At 41.3% G+C, this 19114-nt stretch carries 21 protein-coding genes; 5 read left to right on the plus strand and 16 right to left on the minus strand.

Translation table 11 applies throughout. From position 1 onward, the window contains the following. The 4 genes from ID47_RS11620 to ID47_RS04075 form a co-directional block, all read right to left on the minus strand. Nucleotides 1–291: a helix-turn-helix domain-containing protein gene (locus ID47_RS11620; protein ID WP_051908557.1), complete on the minus strand. Its 291-nt coding sequence runs from the start codon at nt 289–291 to the stop codon at nt 1–3. A 9-nt stretch (nt 292–300) separates the two neighbouring features. Next, a complete protein-coding gene (dusB, locus tag ID47_RS04065) occupies nt 301–1272 on the minus strand; it encodes a tRNA dihydrouridine synthase DusB (RefSeq protein WP_038464168.1) in 972 nt (323 codons plus the stop codon). A 378-nt stretch (nt 1273–1650) separates the two neighbouring features. Further along, entirely contained in the window at nt 1651–2949 is a 1299-nt protein-coding gene (locus ID47_RS04070) for a hemolysin family protein (protein WP_038464170.1), read from the minus strand. 249 nt (nt 2950–3198) lie between these two features. Beyond that, complete coding sequence (locus tag ID47_RS04075; RefSeq protein ID WP_156956645.1) at nt 3199–3909, minus strand: Bax inhibitor-1/YccA family protein; 711 nt, start codon at nt 3907–3909, stop codon at nt 3199–3201. A 225-nt stretch (nt 3910–4134) separates the two neighbouring features. Here ID47_RS04075 and bcp point away from each other — a divergent pair, with 225 nt between their 5' ends. Genes bcp through ID47_RS04090 form a run of 3 tightly spaced genes read left to right on the plus strand, consistent with a single transcriptional unit; the run spans nt 4135 to nt 6220 of the window. Further along, nucleotides 4135–4587: a thioredoxin-dependent thiol peroxidase gene (gene bcp / locus ID47_RS04080; protein WP_038464176.1), complete on the plus strand. Its 453-nt coding sequence runs from the start codon at nt 4135–4137 to the stop codon at nt 4585–4587. Between the two features lie 2 nt (nt 4588–4589). Next, nucleotides 4590–5768 carry an MFS transporter gene (locus ID47_RS04085; RefSeq protein WP_038464179.1) on the plus strand — a complete coding sequence of 393 codons (1179 nt, stop codon included), beginning with the start codon at nt 4590–4592 and terminating at the stop codon, nt 5766–5768. Beyond that, on the plus strand, nt 5765–6220 hold the full coding sequence (locus ID47_RS04090; protein ID WP_051908559.1) for a DUF4442 domain-containing protein: 456 nt from the start codon (nt 5765–5767) through the stop codon (nt 6218–6220). The genes ID47_RS04085 and ID47_RS04090 overlap by 4 nt, the downstream gene beginning before the upstream one ends. 79 nt (nt 6221–6299) lie before the next feature. On the opposite strand, the gene rocD is transcribed toward ID47_RS04090, so the two are convergent. From rocD to ID47_RS04115, 5 genes are all read right to left on the minus strand, one after another. Continuing rightward, the gene (gene rocD, locus ID47_RS04095; RefSeq protein ID WP_269516737.1) at nt 6300–7544 is read right to left on the minus strand and encodes an ornithine--oxo-acid transaminase; all 1245 of its coding nucleotides are present in this window, start codon (nt 7542–7544) and stop codon (nt 6300–6302) included. Beyond that, complete coding sequence (locus ID47_RS04100; RefSeq protein WP_051908561.1) at nt 7502–8464, minus strand: arginase; 963 nt, start codon at nt 8462–8464, stop codon at nt 7502–7504. The genes rocD and ID47_RS04100 overlap by 43 nt, the downstream gene beginning before the upstream one ends. A 518-nt stretch (nt 8465–8982) precedes the next feature. Further along, nucleotides 8983–9369, minus strand: coding sequence for a DUF2155 domain-containing protein (locus tag ID47_RS04105; protein ID WP_198022342.1), 387 nt, complete (start codon nt 9367–9369; stop codon nt 8983–8985). Nucleotides 9370–9374: 5 nt separating this feature from the next. Further along, entirely contained in the window at nt 9375–9842 is a 468-nt protein-coding gene (gene mlaD, locus ID47_RS04110) for an outer membrane lipid asymmetry maintenance protein MlaD (RefSeq protein ID WP_038464186.1), read from the minus strand. 14 nt (nt 9843–9856) lie between these two features. Then, on the minus strand, nt 9857–10324 hold the full coding sequence (locus ID47_RS04115) for a Dps family protein (protein ID WP_038467081.1): 468 nt from the start codon (nt 10322–10324) through the stop codon (nt 9857–9859). A 160-nt stretch (nt 10325–10484) separates the two neighbouring features. Here ID47_RS04115 and ID47_RS04120 point away from each other — a divergent pair, with 160 nt between their 5' ends. Next, nucleotides 10485–10742 carry a hypothetical protein gene (locus tag ID47_RS04120; RefSeq protein ID WP_038464189.1) on the plus strand — a complete coding sequence of 86 codons (258 nt, stop codon included), beginning with the start codon at nt 10485–10487 and terminating at the stop codon, nt 10740–10742. 28 nt (nt 10743–10770) lie between these two features. On the opposite strand, the gene ID47_RS04125 is transcribed toward ID47_RS04120, so the two are convergent. The 7 genes from ID47_RS04125 to ID47_RS04155 form a co-directional block, all read right to left on the minus strand. Then, nucleotides 10771–11679 carry a hypothetical protein gene (locus ID47_RS04125; protein ID WP_038464191.1) on the minus strand — a complete coding sequence of 303 codons (909 nt, stop codon included), beginning with the start codon at nt 11677–11679 and terminating at the stop codon, nt 10771–10773. A gap of 80 nt (nt 11680–11759) precedes the next feature. Beyond that, nucleotides 11760–12464, minus strand: a complete 705-nt coding sequence (locus ID47_RS04130) for a M48 family metallopeptidase (protein WP_038464193.1) — start codon at nt 12462–12464, stop codon at nt 11760–11762. Then, entirely contained in the window at nt 12451–13311 is an 861-nt protein-coding gene (gene miaA, locus ID47_RS04135; RefSeq protein ID WP_038464196.1) for a tRNA (adenosine(37)-N6)-dimethylallyltransferase MiaA, read from the minus strand. The genes ID47_RS04130 and miaA overlap by 14 nt, the downstream gene beginning before the upstream one ends. Next, nucleotides 13311–14228 (minus strand): ABC transporter substrate-binding protein, encoded by a 918-nt coding sequence (locus tag ID47_RS04140; protein ID WP_051908566.1) that lies wholly within the window; start codon nt 14226–14228, stop codon nt 13311–13313. The genes miaA and ID47_RS04140 overlap by 1 nt, the downstream gene beginning before the upstream one ends. Further along, nucleotides 14225–14959 (minus strand): ABC transporter permease, encoded by a 735-nt coding sequence (locus tag ID47_RS04145; RefSeq protein ID WP_038464199.1) that lies wholly within the window; start codon nt 14957–14959, stop codon nt 14225–14227. Before ID47_RS04145 ends, ID47_RS04140 begins: the two co-directional genes overlap by 4 nt. Next, nucleotides 14959–15678 carry an ABC transporter ATP-binding protein gene (locus ID47_RS04150; protein ID WP_051908568.1) on the minus strand — a complete coding sequence of 240 codons (720 nt, stop codon included), beginning with the start codon at nt 15676–15678 and terminating at the stop codon, nt 14959–14961. Before ID47_RS04150 ends, ID47_RS04145 begins: the two co-directional genes overlap by 1 nt. A gap of 220 nt (nt 15679–15898) precedes the next feature. Further along, nucleotides 15899–17668: a BUD32 family EKC/KEOPS complex subunit gene (locus tag ID47_RS04155; RefSeq protein WP_038464202.1), complete on the minus strand. Its 1770-nt coding sequence runs from the start codon at nt 17666–17668 to the stop codon at nt 15899–15901. A 343-nt stretch (nt 17669–18011) separates the two neighbouring features. Here ID47_RS04155 and ID47_RS04160 point away from each other — a divergent pair, with 343 nt between their 5' ends. Then, on the plus strand, nt 18012–19040 hold the full coding sequence (locus ID47_RS04160) for a DUF1207 domain-containing protein (RefSeq protein ID WP_198022343.1): 1029 nt from the start codon (nt 18012–18014) through the stop codon (nt 19038–19040). Nucleotides 19041–19114: the final 74 nt, after the last annotated feature.

Here is a 19114-nt window from a genome sequence, read left to right on the forward strand (position 1 = left end):
TTATAGCTCTGACAAATCAATTTGAAGTTCCGTCAACCTTTTTCTTAAGGTATTACGATTAATTCCTAAGATTTCGGCCGCTTTTTTTTGATTACCCCGAACCGATTTAAGCGTAGCCTTCAGCAAAGGACGCTCCACCTCTTGGATAACTCGATCATATAACCCTGACGTGGGAGTCAATCCTTCATGGGCCTTAAAGTAGTTATCGATAAAGGTCTCAACTATACCACTGAGCCCTCGAGAACCATTCGACATCGGGTCTTTTTCTATATTTTGTTTCGCTGCGCCCATTTCTGTCCCCTATATCAATGGCTTATAAAAATCGTCAATCAGTTGATGCATTGTTGGCGGATCTTCTACACGATTAACTGCAACTCGATAATCTGTCGAATTATTTAGCCCTTTACTGTACCATCCTACATGTTTGCGAGCAATCTTGATGCCTGTGGCAATACCATAATGGGACAAAATATCATCTAAATGATTTTTAACTGTTTGATGCTGAATTGCCATATCCGGGTCTGGCAAATGTTTCCCTGTTTTCAGATAGTGACCAATTTGATTAATGAACCACGGTCGACCATAACACCCCCGTCCCACCATGACGCCATCAGCGCCGCTTTGCTCTAACAGAGTTGTTGCATCCTCAACAGAAATCACATCTCCATTGCCAATCACCGGCACCTTCACAGCCTCTTTAACGCGTCGAATAAAAGCCCAATCAGCACGTCCATTATAAAGCTGACAGCGCGTCCGTCCATGAATTGTGATCATCTTCACCCCACAATCTTCAGCGATCTTAGCCAAATTCGGCGCATTACGGCTATTATCATCCCATCCTGTCCGCATTTTCAAGGTGACGGGTACCTTCACCGCCTTGACCGTTGCTTCAATAATACGGGCAGCAAGCCCTTCATCACGCATTAATGACGACCCTGCATGACCATTCACAACCTTTTTAACGGGACAGCCCATATTAATATCAATAATCTGTGCCCCTAAATCTTCATTCAAGCGGGCAGCCTCAGCCATAACCTGGGGCTCACACCCGGCCAATTGAACAGCCATTGGTAATTCTTCAGGAGATTTTTCAATCATCTTCATGGTTTGACGCACCTGACGCACCATGGCTTGGCTGGCAATCATTTCTGAGATTACGAGTCCTGCCCCCATACGCTTAACTAAGCGACGAAATGGCATATCAGTTACGCCAGACATGGGCGCCAAGATAACCGGCATCTCCAGTTGAATTGTATCAATTTTAATTGTCATACCATATAAGTCTTATTGTTCAATCTTATTAGTCAGAATACACAAACTTTTAAATGTGCGCAATAATTAGGCACAAGCAAAATACATAGTATTTGTATTTCCACAAATATACTTTCGCTATAGAACCATAGCATATGCATAATAATTAATATAATAAAGGAAAAAATAGAATAACTATTATCGCTATTTTGCCATTTTGTTGAAGTGTAAATCTAGCTTTTACTCTTAAACTTTATAAAGGAATAGATAGAGGGTATAGATGGAAGCAACTGCTTATAAAGACAATAATCCGAAAAACTATTATGGGAAGTTCGGTCAATTATTATTTGGGAATTTTTTTCATTCTATATGCTCTCTCATTCGTTCAAAAAGATCGCCTTACTTAATGATAACCTTGATCCAAACATGCTTTGGATCTTCCATCTTCTCAATGCCTAAGGAAAATTTATCAAACTCAACAACGACACCATCTGACGATAGCTCTTTGGCTTTATGAAGAACCAACCCCATAACTGTTGAGACAGGATAATCTGACAAATCGCATCCCAACAAACGCTCAAGAGTATAAATTGAGGCCCCACCTCTTAGTAAAAACGCACCATCAGGCAAATCAAAAACATCTTCTGCCGAAAAATGGAACTCATCCCGGATTTTGCCTGTAATGATCTGCAACAAATTATCAAAGCTTAAAAATCCCACCAACGTTTTCTCAGAATAGACCAAGGCTAAATGAGATGCTCCTCGCCGGAATTGCTCTAATAAATCAAGCGCATTATCTGTTACCTGCACCCGTAAAATGGGACGAATAAACTCTTTCAAATCAAGCAATCGGTTATGCGAGACTAAACCTGGAATTAAATCTTTAATGTGAATGACACCTAACACATTATCCGTTGAGCCTTCGCAAACCGGGTAGCGGCTAAATTTAGTTTTCACAAGCAATCGCATTTCCTGAATTAAAGGTTTTGAGGCATCCATAAAGATTAAATCTCCCACAGGACGCATAACATCAGATGCTTGCAAATCATAAAGTTCAAGCAGGTGATTGAGAGTCTTTATTTCTTTATGAGATAGCTCGCCGTGATGATGACTTGCTGTTAAAATTCCCTTAAGCTCAGCCACAGAAACTAAATGGTCATGATGCGCAACTTGACCGAGTCGCATCCATTCAAGAATTTTGTTAGAGCTAGCATTCAACAGAGCGATCAACGGGTACATTAACCAATAAAACGCATATAAAGGGGCAGCTGAGAAAAGCGACATCTTAATGGGTTGACGAATGGCCATCGATTTTGGCATTAATTCGCCGATAACGATGTGCAAATAAGAAATAATTGAGAATGCTAAAATAAAGGAAATAAGATGAATAATCTTTTCGGAGAAGATACCAAAACTTTCGAATAGGGGCGTCAATAACTCTGCAAACGCTGGTTCCCCAATCCACCCTAACCCCAGCGATGACAAGGTAATACCCAACTGACAGGCCGATAAATAAGAATCCAGATTAGAGTGAACTTTCGCTAAGAGATGTCCCTTTATCCCATGGGCAGTCGATAAACTTTCTACCTGGGTTTGTCGGATTTTGACCAAAGAAAATTCAGCGACAACAAAAAAACCATTTAAAATAACAAAGCCAAAAGCGGCCAGAATCAGAGCAAAATTAGTTAAAAAACTCATTATATTTCCTAGTTAACAATCCTTTGTTTTATAACAGGATAACCTGCATTAAATCTGCGCCAGCATCAAAATTTTGTTTTTGCCCAGCACAAAGGATCAGAAGATTCACATTGTACAATAAGGCCCTATGGATTCTCAAGGTTTTTTTAAAAGTAGCCATACAATAAAAAGAATAGTTTTGAAAAAGGCCGTTCATTATACTAAAAAAGCCGGAAGGATATTCCGGCTTTCTAAGACACACATTCAATATCAGTCGCGGCGATCGCCAAACAAACGCAACAACGAAATGAAGATATTGATAAAATCGAGATACAGAGCAAGGGCGCCCATAACGGCTTTTTTACCCGCAATTTCTGCACCATCAGATTCTAAATAAATATCTTTAATTTTTTGAGTATCATAGGCTGTCAATCCGGTGAAGATCACCACAGAAAGCGCAGATATCACAAAACTCATCGCACTACTATGCATAAAAAGATTCACGAGAGAAGCAATAACAATACCGATCAATCCCATGAACAAAAAAGAACCCATGGATGTTAAATCTTTTTTAGTTGTGTAGCCGTATAAGGCCATCGCCCCAAACATACTGGCTGTGATAAAGAAAATACGCGCGACACTTTCCCCCGTATAAAGCAACAACAAAGGTGTCAGAGAGAACCCGACTAATGTTGCATAAACCCAGAAAGTTGTCTGGGCTGCTGAAAAGCTCATCCTGCCAACCCGAAAGCTTAAGAATAATACTACTGCGAGCGGCGCAAACAGAGTAACATACTGCATCCCCGGAGCATAAAGAAATTGGTTTAAGGCGGGAATTGTTGCCGCCAAAAATGCCGCTAAGCCGGTAATACCCAAGCCAAGCCCCATATAGGCGAAAACACGTTGCATATAGCCACGCAAACCTTCTTCAAAAGCCGCAAACTGGCCTGAGCGAGTAACTGTACGATTTTGGTAAGACATACGTAACTTCTCCATAAAAATTAGTAAAATAGACCATCTATTTATAAATATAATACATTTTTTTATCTTAGAAAGCAATCAAAGCAGGCTTTTTTACGCGAATGAGCTCATCCCCTGTGGTTTGCATGAGATTTTTTCATCGTTTAGTCGTGGTGATTATCTTAACTTTAGGATATTATGTGGGAACATTCGACCACTTTCGAACTGGACTCTTGGAGATACCTTATGCTAGCTATCAGAGATCAAGCTCCTGATTTTACCTTACGAAGCGATACGGGGGAGACGATTGCTCTGTCTGCCCTTAAAGGCAAAAAAGTTGTCCTTTACTTTTATCCAAAGGATAACACCAGTGGCTGCACCAAGCAAGCTTGCGATATTCGAGATAATCTCGCTGAGATTAAGGCAAAGGCTGCCATTGTAATTGGGGTTTCTAAAGATTCCTTAAAATCCCATGCAAAATTCAGAGAAAATCACCAATTGAATTTTCCCTTGTTAAGTGATGAAACAGGTGAGATTTGTGAAAAATATGGAACATGGGTTGAAAAATCCATGTATGGGCGCAAGTATATGGGCATTGACCGTGCCACTTTTATCATTGATGAGCAGGGTAAGATTTCTCATATTTGGCGTAAAGTAAAGGTTCCTGGCCACTTAGTGGATGTTTTAGGAAAGCTATAATTATGCTACTCCCCAAACACATAGCCTGGACAGTTTTTGCCATGAATGTCATATTGATTTCCTCAATCGATATTTATATTCCTGCAGCTCCTTATTTGTCCCATTTATTTGAGGTTGAAGATTCGATCATGAAGCTCACATTTCTGATCAATCCTCTTTTGTCCTCTTTGATGGGTATCCCCTTTGGGCGTTATTCTGACAAGGTCGGCCGACGGCCCTTCATCATTGCGGGTACTTGCTTGTACATTATCGGATCTTTATTATGCACAGTTGCCCCTGGAATAGAGATTTTCTTTGTGGGGCGCTGTCTTCAAGCGATGGGAACAGGTGGCTTGTCGGTTTTAAGTGGGGCCCTGTTGGCCGATATTTTTGCCGGCGCCACCTTAGCACGCTATATGGGGATTCTTGCTAGTATTTATCCACTTGTTTTTGCCTTAGCACCCATTATCGGTGCAGAAATTTTGACCCACTTTGGATGGCGTTATATCTTTTCAATAAATTTGATCGCCATGGTCTGTATGGCAGTTTTTATGTGGACCATACTTCCAGAAACGAATAGGCAAACTAAATTATCGTCCAAGCCAGCAGAAGGCATGGCAGGGATGCGCACTCTCCTGTTTAGCGGAACTGCATTTTTATTAGTAATGATTCATGCAATGCCCATTTGCTTTAATGGCATTTTCACTGTTAACAGCCCTTTTATCTATATTGATAATTTTTTGATGACACCAACCGAATTCGCCTATATTCAAGCAATCCCTGTTTCCACTCAATTTATCGGGGCTTTTATTTACAAATCAATTGTTGAAAGAATTGGGCTTGCCAGTAGCTTAAAATTTGGGCTCGTTACCACAATTACATTTATTCTTGTGTCCGTTTGCATGATGAGCGGCTTTATCCAACCAGACCCTTACCTGATCATATCAATTATCTCAATATTTTCTTTAGGCTCAACATTCCTCATTTCATCCGCAGCGACACTAATTCTCGATAAAAACCCGGGCAATAAAGGCTTGACCATGTCTTATATTTCCTTCATGCGCAACATGGCAATTTCCATCGGGGTGGGGGTTATCTCTACCTTTCATTATGAAACCATTACCCCTATTATTGGGTGCATGATTGCAGCTGCTGCTCTTGAAGCTATTTTAGTTCGGGCTCAATTAAGGAAGATGATGTGAAACTTAAACGATCGACATTATTAAAGCTAATCAATTTCTGGCTACCATTTGTGGGAGCTGGTATTAGAGTTAAATCCATTTCCGATGACATTTTGTCCATTGATGTGGAAATGAAATTACGCTGGTGGAATCGCAATTACGTAAAAACCCATTTTGGTGGTTCCTTGTATGCGATGACCGATGCCTTTTTTATGATGATCTTATTGGAAAATCTAGGTAAAGATTATATTGTTTGGGATAAAGCAGCGACAATTCGTTTTAAAAAACCAGGCAGAGGAACGGTTCGGGCTCATTTTCACATCCCGCTTGAAGAAATTGAAAGAATTCGACAACTTGCCAATACAAACTATAAAGTTGAGCCTCAATTTACCGTCAATGTGATGGATGAGAGCGGCACCATTATTGCTGAGGTGGACAAACTGCTGTATGTCCGACGCAAAGATAAAACCTAACAATAAAAAATAAAATACTCCCTCTTCCCATCAGAATTTTTTTTGACATCTTTAATAACTAAATGGTGAGGAACCCGCCTTAGCTTTCAGTTAGCACCTGGCGAATTCGATTAATTCCCCAATCAATCTCTTCCTTAGTAATAACCAATGGCGGTGCCAAACGCACAACTGTTTCATGGGTTTCTTTAGATAAAACTCCCAATTTTGCTAGTTTCTCACAAATTTGACGGGCGGCGGCAATTTTTGGATTAATCTCGAGACCAATCCACAGCCCAATGCCGCGGATATCCTTAACCATCTTGCTATCAATAGATTGCAGTTGTTTTGTCAAATAAGCTCCCATTTCTTGACTGCGTTCACACAACTGATCCTCTTCCAAGAGCTCTAGCGCTTTGATTGCAATAGCCGCTCCCAACGGATTACCACCAAAGGTTGACCCATGACTGCCAGGATTAAAAACATCCATCAAATGACGTTTTCCAGCCACCCCGGATACAGGGAATAACCCGCCTCCCAAAGCTTTCCCCAAGATCACAGCATCTGGGCTAACATCTTCATGTTCGCACGCCAGAATTTTTCCAGTGCGTCCCAGGCCGCTCTGCACCTCGTCAACCACCAGCATCACATTATTTTTCTTACAAATAGCAGACACTTGCTTCAGCCAACCTTTCGGCGGCATGACAATTCCTGCTTCTCCTTGAATTGGCTCTGTCAGCACCGCACAGGTATTCGGAGTAATTGCCTTTTCAAGCGCGATGGCATCACCAAAAGGAACGGATTTAAACCCAGCCAAAAACGGCCCAAATCCCTTTTGATAATCTTTGTCGGAAGAAAAACTGATAATACCAATTGTGCGACCGTGGAAATTTTGGGACGTAACAATAATTTCTGCTTGATCAGTGGGAATGCCTTTAACTTGATAGCCCCACCGCCGTACTGCTTTAATAGCCGTTTCCACAGCTTCAGCTCCCGTGTTCATCGGTAACATTCGATCCATCCCAGTCATTTTACAGACTGTTTCTAAGAAGCGGGGCATCACATCATTATGATAAGCCCGTGAACACATAGCCAATCGGTTAACCTGATCGATCATAGTAGAAACAAGGCGCGGATGCGAATGGCCATGGCTGACTGCTGAATAGGCGGACATCATATCCAGATATTTTTTACCTGTTACATCCCACAGCCAAACGCCTTCACCCCGACAAAGGACAACAGGAAGTGGATGGTAATTATGAGCCCCCCACCGATCTTCGAGATCCATATAGTCTTGACTCTCCATCATCCGTGACCTCGCTGTTGTGGTTGCTGCAAAACCTTCCATTTTTTTCTCCCCATCATTGAATAGACAAATCTCCAAATTAAATTAAGCGTTTTATCTTGAATATCTAAGGTCGGGTTAAATTCTACCAATTCGAACCCCAACAATTGGTCGTGGTCAAAAATTCCCTCCATTGCGAATAAAACGTCAGTTTCCAACAATCCATTCGGTTCAGCAGCCCCCGTTCCTGGCGCAATAAGGGGGTCAAAAGCATCCACATCAAAACTAATACCAAAATGTTGACCATTTTTAGTAAGCATTGTGACTGCTTCCTCAAAGCATGCTCTAAACCCTCGCTGCCGCACTTCATCCATATACATGACGCGCACGCCTAATTGCTCTAAAAGGACCTGCTCGCCCTCTTCAAAGCTCCGTGCACCAATAATTACAAGATTTTCCGGCTTTAATTTAGGCTCAGCAGAGCCAATAGAGGTTAACTCACAATCCCCCTGCCCTATCAAGGCTGCCAAGGGCATCCCATGCCGTGCTTGAGACGGACTTGTTTCCGGCGTATGAGAGTCCAAATGCGCATCAATCCAAATAAGACCAAAATCTTTTTGATAATGCTGATGCATTGCAGACCAAGTTCCAATAGCAATAGAATGATCGCCCCCTAAAACAAAGGGGGTGAATCCTCGCCCCAGACAATCAACCGTATATTCATAAACTTCTTGGACTGTATTCAGTACATTGGTAAATCGCATCGCACCATTCAGGGAACAGAATGGCAATTTAGGAACTGTAATTCCATCGGGATGAGCGTCAATTTGATAGGATTTTTTAAAAAAAGTACGATCGAATCTTTCAGAATTTAAGCCTAATGGATCAAAACTATGAAAGAGAGCGTACGCTCCGGCACCCGTCCCCATATTCGAGGCTCCCCATCCACTTGATGCACTAATCAAAGCCCAGTTTTTAGACATTTCCTCAATCCCATAAAAACAGTCTATGAAATTATGCTATCTCAATTTTTACTAAAAATCTATGCATTGTCCTAAAAAAAGAAACCCTTAATGATTATATTTTTTAGACTCTACTCTCGGCTGAAGAGCCGGGAAGAGAGAGGGGGGATGGGCGATAGTTTGCAATAAAAACTTCCTCTTTCCGGGCAACCGAAGGGCGACACGGAAACCATACCTGTGTCTGTATGATGGTAAGGCTTAGGAAAGCATAGCTGTGATAAAATCATTATGTCTCCCAAAGAGAGGCATGGATGCCGGGTCAAGCCCGGCATGAGGAAGATGGTGACAATTCTTCAAAAAACTCCCTCTTTCAGGGCAAGCGCAGACAGCTATATCTTTCTAAATTCTTCTCCTACCCACAACGTAGGAATGGATCTCAGGTCAAGCCGGGGATGAAGGAATTTTCATAAGATTCAGGTTTTCGGGTCATCCTTCGGTTGCCTGGGAAAAGGGAATTTTGTGAAAAATAGTGCAAATCCCTAATCACATCCCACTAGCATGATATCATACAAGGAATGCTCTATCGGTTTCTGAGGATAGCGAGGCGATGATACTAATTCTCCGCTATATAATTCGACAGACTCGTCTGATTCTTGTTCTAAAAGAATCTGCACCGGTACGCTATAAATTTCACCGTCAAAAGAGTCTTTTTCCCGACGGCATTCTCCTGGAACAATACGCAAATCGTGAATCACAGCTGATGAATCTACCTGAATTTTTAAGGGAGTTTTTTTAGCTGAAACTTTATTGAGAACCTCAAAGTTAATTGATGCAGCATGACTTACAGAAGGTACACCCCCCATAATCAAGACCGAGTGGCTCATAATAAGGGGTACCAGTCTCCCCCAAATGCTTGGTTTTATCATGCCCATTACTTATCTGCTTTGTTGTCTCCCTCTTCATTATTGGCAAAAAGATACTTTCCAATCAAGCCCTCAAGGCTAATTGATGATTGTGTATAGGTTACTTGATCGCCAGGAGCTAAGTTGACATCACTTCCCCCGGGAACCAAAGCAATATATTTACCCCCCATTAGGCTTTCACTAACAATTTGAGCAGAGGTATCTTCAGGTAAAATAATAGAAGAATCAACGTTCATATCAACCCGCGCTAGAAAGGTTTTAGGATCAATCGAAATATGCTGAATATCCCCAATCTTAACCCCACTGAGCTTGATATCATTCCCCTCGACCAAACCATCAATTCGATCAAACTTTGCGTACAGATTATACCCATTAACAACTTTTGTCCCGCTGGCGGTGTACGCATAATAAAAAAAACCACTCGCAATAGCTAAAACAACAGCTCCTGTAATGGCTTCGACAACATTAGCACGCATTTATTTATATTTCCTTATTCTAAATGACTTCTTAGCATCCAAGCAAATTTTCCTAACTCTTGAAGTCGACCGATCATAAGATCTGCCGTTGCATCATCATCCACCGATAAAGCAACTGTCTTGACTTCGTTTGTCCGACGTATAAGTAGTTCTATATCTAATACAAGTCGACGAACCATGTCCATAGATTCTAGTGAACCCTTTTCTTCTTTGATGGCACTAATTGCCATGAATTCTGTATAACTTGCAGGACAATAAAAACCTAAGGCGCGAATTCGCTCGGCTATTTCGTCACCAGCCGCATCTAAACTTTCGTAAATCTCTTGGAAAAATTCATGCAGATATTTAAAATGGATACCGGTGATATTCCAATGATAATTTCTGGTTTTTAGCGATAAAATGAAGGTATCAGCCAACACACGTAATGCTGCATCAACAACAACTTTACGACCCTTTTTATCAATTCCAATATCAATAATCATTCCTGACACTCCATCTTTATTATCTTCACTATATTCTAGAATTTCCCAATAAACCGTTAACGATAAAATTTTATGAATTTTACCATATCTTAAATTTCCAATGGTTAACATGACTATATCTTCAGAAAAGACAATAGTTTTTTAGTAGGCAGAAGCAACCATGAGCAATCCAAGACCTTTTATGATTTGCATCCTTCTTGGTAGTATCATAATAACTCAAACGGCTTGTAATCCTTTTATGGTCTTTCGCCCTAACTCTGAAGATCTCGTCAAAAATGGATGGGCTGATCAACCCTCTAAACAAAAAGACCCTCCCCCACTTTATTGCTATAACACCTTAGGACATAAAGTCTGTCATTCAGCTCCCCTCGACGATCAAAGTCGCCTTCAAAATTATTACGGTCCTCGCCCTTATTAGGCAAAACACTCAGGAAGTCAACCTCAATCTAATGTTGATCTCCTGGATGGACTGTGGGAGGTATCTCCCCATAGTCTGCTATGATATGAAGATCAATTGCAATTTTAGGAGGAAAAAGATCGGGCAAGAATGTCACTTTCTTTAACCACGGGGCTTTGACCAAAGTATTATCAGAAAGTTTCATTATGACCTGTGAGCCTGAGCTTAAAATATACTGATTATGCACATGCTCGATATTACTGATTTTTTTGAAATTCTCCTTAAACGTGCTTTCTAAACTGTCATACATAACCTTGAGAGGAGCCGTCATCATTACTTTTTTTTCAGGATGGAGGCGTAACATTGACTGAGCTGCAAATTTATGAAGAGGCAAAGATAATCTGGGCTTCGCTTCAAATGGACCAATTGTTGTAACTTTCTTTAAAATTTCCACAATACCGAAGTCTTGAAATGCCTCTATTGTTTCTGCATTTTGGATGATCTCTTTACTAAGATCCCGTAGCGGGGTCTTGAATATTCCCATATGAGTGACAATAGGAATACCAGGAGAAGTGGTAACAGTCATACAGATTTCAATTCGGGCCATTTTCTCCCAGGTATCATAAATGTCTTCTTCTTTCGCAGAGATGGCATAAGCAATCCAAACATCACCCTCCCCCTTCTTGAAGGCATCAATTGCATTTTGGAATCCCTTTGTTGCCTGGAGATAATCTCCTTGAATTTGTTGATTTTTGCCGTAATTGATCCCGATACGGAGCATTGCTTTTTTATAGTTCTCCCAAAATCCCACATTATCATCCGTCAATTTTTCCATAACAAAGTTAAGAGCATGATTTTTGTCTGATTGTTCGCTGGGACTAGATCCTCCGTCCGACGCATTTAATGAATTGCCAATCACCATCAAAGCTAATACGAACCAATAAATAATTTTTTTCATCACTCTTTCCCCCCCTTATTTTCCTGTACACAACTATAGGAGGAAAATCTTAATATTTCATTAAAGCGTAATGAGTTAGGCTAAATGTAATGCAACTGTTGAGCATTAGTCTTTAACCAGTGTCGATGCTGACTGTAATTGGGACAATGCTGAGAAACCACGCTCCAGAAGTCTGGAGAGTGATCCATATGCTTAAGATGAGCTAATTCATGGATAACTACATATTCTATGACTTCCAAGGGCGCCATAACTAAGCGCCATGATAAGGAAATATTACCTGTACTGGAACAACTGCCCCATCGCGACTTTGTATCCCGAATTGATATTTTTTTCGGAAAAAGCTCCATCGCTTTTGAGTGTTTCGTAATAAGGGAGGGTAAAAGCTTTTCAAACTCTTTGCGACACAAATAGCTTAATCGTTGCGCAGGCGATGTGCCGATTGCATCCAAAATAATCACTTTCTGATGATGATCGATCTGATAAAGCTCTCGACTCAAAATTGGTTGCTGCACAATTTCATAGGGCGCTCCTTGAAAAAGAAACTGGCTTTGGATTGAGGATTCAATGACAGAAACTTTTGATAACTGACGCAAAATCCACGCATCAGTTTGTGTAATAAATTGTCGCAGAGCCCGCTCTGATGTGCCCATAGGAACGGTCACAGAAAAACAAGCCGGCGCCCGAAAGGACAAACGCATGCGTTTGGATTGAGGGTACACCTTGATCACAATCGGCCCCGCCTGAGGATGCACAATGCTTGCAGGTAGTGATTTACGTCCCAACATGTCTTATCTCATAATCCTTGGCTTGACCTCGAATCCACGTCATTTGACGCTTGGCATATTGGCGGGTTGCGATTTTAGCAAGTTCAAGAGCTTGATCGAATGTTAACTCACCCTGTAAATAAGCCGACAATTCCTTCACCCCCACAGCTCGCAAGATGGGGGAATCTGACCGAATACCACGCTGCAGGAGAGTACGCACTTCTTCAAGAGCTCCCTGATCTATCATTAAATCAAAGCGCTGATTAATGCGATGATGCAACCAATCTTTATCAGGAATCAGCGCAATCTTTTCAAAAAGATAAGGCAGGGATTGGGGTTTATCTTCTTGCCAATCAACGATTGATCGGCCTGTTGCCATTTTGACTTCATAAGCCCGCGTGAGACGCTGCAAATCATTTTCTTTAAGCCGCCCTTTTATTACCGGATCAAAACTGACAACGTGATGATAAAAATTCGGTTGTTGGGCTAATTGGCGCGCTTGTTGGCGGATTTCTAGGGGGATCATCGGAATAGGCGAGAGGCCATCGACCAATGATTTCAGATACATCCCTGTCCCCCCAACAATAATTGGAAGATGCTGTCGAGATTGAATGGCGTCGATCTGTTGGACAACTTGAGAGATCCACCAGCCGGCAGAGCTAATCTCTTGATCGCCTAAAATCTCATAAAGGTGATGCGGAATGCTCAATTTTTCAGCGGGTGATGGACAAGCTGTAAGCACAGGCAAATGCTGATAAATTTGCATACTATCGGCATTGATAATCTCGCCGCCTAACGCTTCTGCCATTTGAAGAGCTAAGGCAGTTTTACCACTTGCCGTGGGGCCTGTTAAAATGATGACGCGCATTAGGAAGCCCCATCCACGGCATAGCCTTGCGGGATCTCCGCCTTTAAAATGCCGCTGGCCATAACAAAAGCTGCAAACTCATTATAACGCTGCAGAGGGAGGTATCCTATGTCCTGGACCAGCAGGTTAGCAACAGTCATGAATACCATTTTATTTTGCGGTGTGTTTTGCTCAGGGGCTCCCTTTGTATAATAGCTCCAGGCTTGCTCAGGACTATAATGAATAAGATCAACACTTTCTTGCAAGGCTGCCACCAGCTTTTTGGCATCCTCAAGATGAGCACGGTTAGCAACCACAATCACTTGATCATAAGAAGGGATTCCATTTTCTTCATAATAAAAGGTTTTGACGTTGGGGCGATATTGGCGAATATCATCAAGTTCATAAGTGCGATAGGCACTTAATAAAGCATCCACATTTTTAGTCATGAATGCACTCACCATCCCACTTGTAATTGGCACCAGGGTAACATCTGTCAATTTTAACCCAACCTTAGCCAGCATGGTCGCTAAACTAAGATGCGCAAACTCAACAGAGCTTGAGGTATAACCAATCCTTTTTCCCTTAAGGTCAGAAAGAGACGTAATCTCTTCACTGGCAATTAAGCATTCCAACGGTTTATTAATTAAAGTTGCTATCCGAACCAGGGGCATGTCTTGGTTACAGCAGCGAATTAAATGCGCCGATTGCTTCGAAATGGCAAAATCTGCGGCACCAGCCGCCACCTGTCGACTACCCTCTTCTGATCCCCCAGCGGCGATAAGCGTCACTTGCAACCCATGCTTATCAAATATTCCCGCTTGTTGAGCCACCACTAAGGCGGCATGATGGGGGTTCACAAACCAATCGAGATAAATCTTAATAGGTTTTGCCGTCGCAGAGGTGATCAGAAAAAAAAGAGCAATAAGAAGTCTCATGGTTGTTCCGCTTTCCAATAGAGGAGCCAATGCTGAATAGCCATCACCAATCCATTCAATGTCAGTGCTAAGACAACAAAAATTAGAATGCAGGCAAACATCATATCCAGCTGCATGCGTCCATGCCCCAACATAATTAAATAGCCAAGACCATTGGTAGACCCAATCCAGTCCGCTGCTAAAACCGTTACAGGAGCATGAACAGCCGCAATACGGACGCCACTTAACAGATGTGGCATAGCCGAGGGCAAAAAAATGTGAATCCACTGGGCCCGGGGTTTAGCATGGAAAGTACGGGCTAAATCCTTGTAAACTTGTGGACACTGACTTAAGCCCTGAATTAAGCTCGCAGCCATCGGAAAGTAAGCCGACAAGGCAACAACCATAACTTTGGTTCCTCCGCCTGCGCCGATCCAAAGCACAAACAGTGGTAAAAGGACAAACATCGGGATAGCTTGCATGATTAAAAAGAAGGATATAAGTCCATGTTGGGCCTTTTCAGAACGGTGGGTCCAATAACCCGTCACCAAGGCGCCTCCCAAGGCGGCTAAGATTCCGCCCCCAATTTCCAGCATCGTCAGCATGGTATGACGTCCTAGCATTTGCCAATTAGCCATCACATAATGGCCCACATTAACGGGGGATGGCAGGAAATATTCAGGAATCTGTAATCCAAAACTAAGTCCTCCCCATAAACAAGCCAATCCAAGGAATAAATAGAGCAGAATCATTACCAACTCCCCTCTAATTGGTTAACCAGGTCCACAGCGTAACGGCTAACAAATGGATGATTTAAGGCGCGAGGTATGGCTCCATTTATTGGATAATCTAAGTGATAAAGATGAGCGGGCTTGCCTGACATTAAATAAATGCGATCACTGAGACGCATAACTTCTTGAGGGTCATGGGAAACCATAAGAACCGTTTTGCCCTGAAGCGCTGTGACAATTAAAGGATAAAGCTGCTCTCGTGTCAGAGCATCCAATGCCCCAAATGGCTCATCCAGCAAAATCAGATCTGCTTCTTGATAAAGAGTTCGGGCAAGAGCAACCCGCTGACGCATTCCTGTCGATAATTGATGAGGTAAAGAGGCTTCGGTGCCACGCAAGCCCAGCATTACAAGCAACTGCTGCGCCCAATCATAATTAGGTTTTTGCTGCTGCATCAAGGCAGGGATGACCACATTGTCGAGCACTGTTTTCCAAGGAAGTAACTGATCGTTTTGGGTCATCAAAACTGTTCTCAAGGGAGTACGTAAACGCTCCAACCCACTCAAGCACCGCATGAGAGTTGTTTTACCCACGCCGCTACGCCCAACCAACCCTGTCCATCCATGCAAAACAAGGTCAATGCTGGTATCATGAAAGACAGTCTGCTGGCCATAGCGAAACTGTGGAATCTCAAGATGTAATAAATCAAAATTTTGGAGAGTAACTCCTGGGGATTGCATGAGGTGATGCCCCTTATAATTATTGTGCCTCTTTTGAAACTAAACATTTGGATTGAGAAGCAGAGAAAAAGATCTGAAGGTTTAAACTGTGCAAAAGCACATAAAGAATCCCCTCGATATTTTGGATATTCTCTAACACCAAATGGTAATAGTTCCAAAAGAGTCTATTGTTTTCAACACAAAAACTACTACAAGCTTCTGTTAACTTACAACAGAAAAACTAATTCTTCTTCGTAGAAAGAACTTTCCCGCCCCCCGGATTAGGCAGACTTTCAAACCTTTTTCTTAAATCACGTATGTCCTGACGTTGAGGCGTCGTGGATGTTAAAGAGGTATTATTGAGCGCGACTACTTTATTCATCTCGCTAACTACCTTAGGAGTAACAGATAGTGGCGTTACTTTATTAGTGGCACCCACTCCCTTTGGCTTAACGGGCAGCGGTATTACGTTATGAGTCTCCACAGTTATCTTTGAAACAACAGGTGACAATGTTAATTTATTAATTGCCCCAACTTCCTTTGACTTAACGGGCAGCGGTACTACTTTATGAGTCGCGCCAACTACCGTTGGGGTCACAGGCAAAGGTAATTTAGCTGGAACTTTAGGAGAGGAACTGTTGGTGGAAGAGGACACTGGCGCAGTAAATGCCCTTGACCTAGCAGGTGACAACTTAGCATTAGGAGAAGGTCTATTAGAAGGTGGAGAAGACGCCTTAGAAGTAGCAGAGGGTTCCTTATTAAGATAAATGTTTTCAATGGTCTCTGTACACTCTTTTTTCCAATCCCGTCCTACATTGAGTTGCTTAACAAACTCTATTTTTGATGAATGTAGGTTTTGTGCTAAAATTTTAGCTTCTTTGACCTCAGTTCTTCCAAATTTCTTTGTAAAATTAAAGTATTTAAAAATGTCAACAAACTCAATTTTATCGACGCGCTGCAGGCAATAGATAAGATAATCATATAAACCTTGGCGCTGTTCCACAGGATAAACCTCAACATAAGATTTAAACATATTTAAAAATGGTACCCAGTTATTTTTAGGCATAAACTCACCAAATTTTTTAGGGGACATCAACATCATATAAAGCATGTCATAGCACAAAGGGCTGTTAGCTTGATCCTTTTCATCAAAACTATTGGCCATGGTTTCTACATCAATAAAGGCAATTCGTTGGGTTGAATCATTATAGAACACATTGTCGCCATGCAAATCCCCATGGGATGGAACAGAGACATTAATAAAATCTTGTTTTATTTTCGGCGTTTTTGAACCATTAACACCCGGGAAAAACTGATAATGGAGATGCACTTTACCTAAAGCAGATCCTAAAGCAGCAAAAACCTGATTAATAGCATCCAGGTTATTGCTTTGCACAAGTTTGCTAAGGCTTTCTCCCTCTGCACTTGGTAAAATCATAAAAATCTTACGCTCATCCTTCACTTGATATTCATAAGATGCGGTGGGTAAGATAATATCAATATGTTGCCGCATATACTTTAAATGGGAAGCTTGAGCCAGATAGCGAAGATTGGCTTCTTCGCCATAAGTTCGCCCTTTTGAAACAAGAATCGGCTTTGTACGCAGATACTTAATATAAAAGACTTTTGTCTGTTTTGACTTTACATCCCTGCTTTGCACCCGATAAATTTGACCACTGACAAACCCACCTTCTAATTTTTCGACTTGCTTTACCTCCATATTAGGATCGATTAATTTAAAAAGTGCCTGTACCACTTCTGTTTTAGAAAATTCATTGCTTTTTGTATGAGTTTTCAATATTTGTTTTAAATTTTCTGGTAGATCTGCCGCAAATTTCTGCCTTCCCACTGCCTCTTCAAAAGCCTCACTACGATTGAAGCGAATTTGATTATGTTCCTCTAATGCCCCGCGTACACTTAAATGCGAAATCGCTTGAGCTGGCGAGGTAGGCGCTATGGGGAACAGGTCATCGGCTGCAAATGTGATCTCACTGAGGGTCATTAAACTCATGATTATTTTAATTATTTTATTTTTCGTTTATAAGGCCCTAATATCGTAATTCAAAACAACTTAAATCATATATAGATATTTGTTAAGAAGTTACAATAGACTATATACAAAGAATTTTCGTTCTTTGCCTTACCATAAAGAGCACTAAGTTAAAAATTTTAAATATTTTACGTCGCTTAATAAATAAATTTAGAACTAATTTAAGAAAATTTTCTAAATTGGGATTTGAATTATTATCATGAATTATCCAAGTATTGTCCAAACGATGAAGGTTTGTGTGGTTACCCTTTGGTTAACACCATGCATAATTTCTCCCTCTTTTGCACAGTCAGAGGAATATTTAATGGGGTACGTCGCAGCTGTTATTAACGAAGCCTTCCCCGAAGAAGAGATCAAATACTACATCAAAGATAATCAACTCAATATTATCGTTAGGGGGACGGAACTTGATTCCACAACCCAAGACAAACTTGTAAATCGGTTAAAAGCATCCAGCTATTTCTCCAAAATTAATGTTTCTTCTTCGGAGGATCAAAAAATAACTGATAAGCTCCACAATATTTATGGATCCTCTGCTATTAAAACATCTCCGGCAATCAGCAAATTAGAAATTATTCCCAATGGAGTTATTTATGAAGCTCCCCTCGCCGATCCTAAATGGCCAAAATTTTCAGCTGGCTATCAACGTCATTCCCCCTCTGTTTATGGAAAAAACGTTTTTGACCTTGCGTTTGGGGAAAATCTGGCCTTATTACGCTATCACACCTCTCATTTAACGTATGAAATAGGCATTCAGGCGGGGTTAACCGGATTAATGGATTTCTCACAATCTCCCTCCCGCTTAATTAATTCGGATTACTTTGTCGGCCTGGGGCTATCAATGGTCTATGATAAGAAATGGCAAAATCTGATTCAATTCTCCCACATAAGTTCACATATCGGCGATGAATTCATTATTTCTCGTCCCCGCTATTTAGATAAAAGAATTAATCTAAGTTACGAGGCATTAAAATGGTACACAGCATATAAACTTGGTTCTTTCCGACCTTACATTGGCTTGGGTTACTTAATGGATCAAGACCCTTCATACCTTAAACCGTTCACCATAGAAACTGGCATAGACTATCTTTCCAAAACAAAAATTTTATGGGATAAAGCTCGCTTCATTTTCGGAGTTAATGCCTTTTTCTGGAATGAAACAAAATATAGCCCTCGGGTGAATGTTTCAACAGGTCTTCAACTGGCTAATCCCGTCTGGTCTGGTCGAACGCTTAAATTCCTGGTTAACTATACGAATGGCAATTCTCGCCATGGCCAGTTCTATAAAAAAAGAGAAAAGTATTTGGGCGTGAGTGTTAATATCTCTAGTTAGGATGAAAGGTGTAAAAATACCTTCCTGTACAGAGAATTCTTTATGTAAAGACAGTCAACCGATCGGATTCTATT

This window comes from Candidatus Paracaedibacter acanthamoebae (assembly GCF_000742835.1).
GTDB lineage: Bacteria > Pseudomonadota > Alphaproteobacteria > Paracaedibacterales > Paracaedibacteraceae > Paracaedibacter > Paracaedibacter acanthamoebae.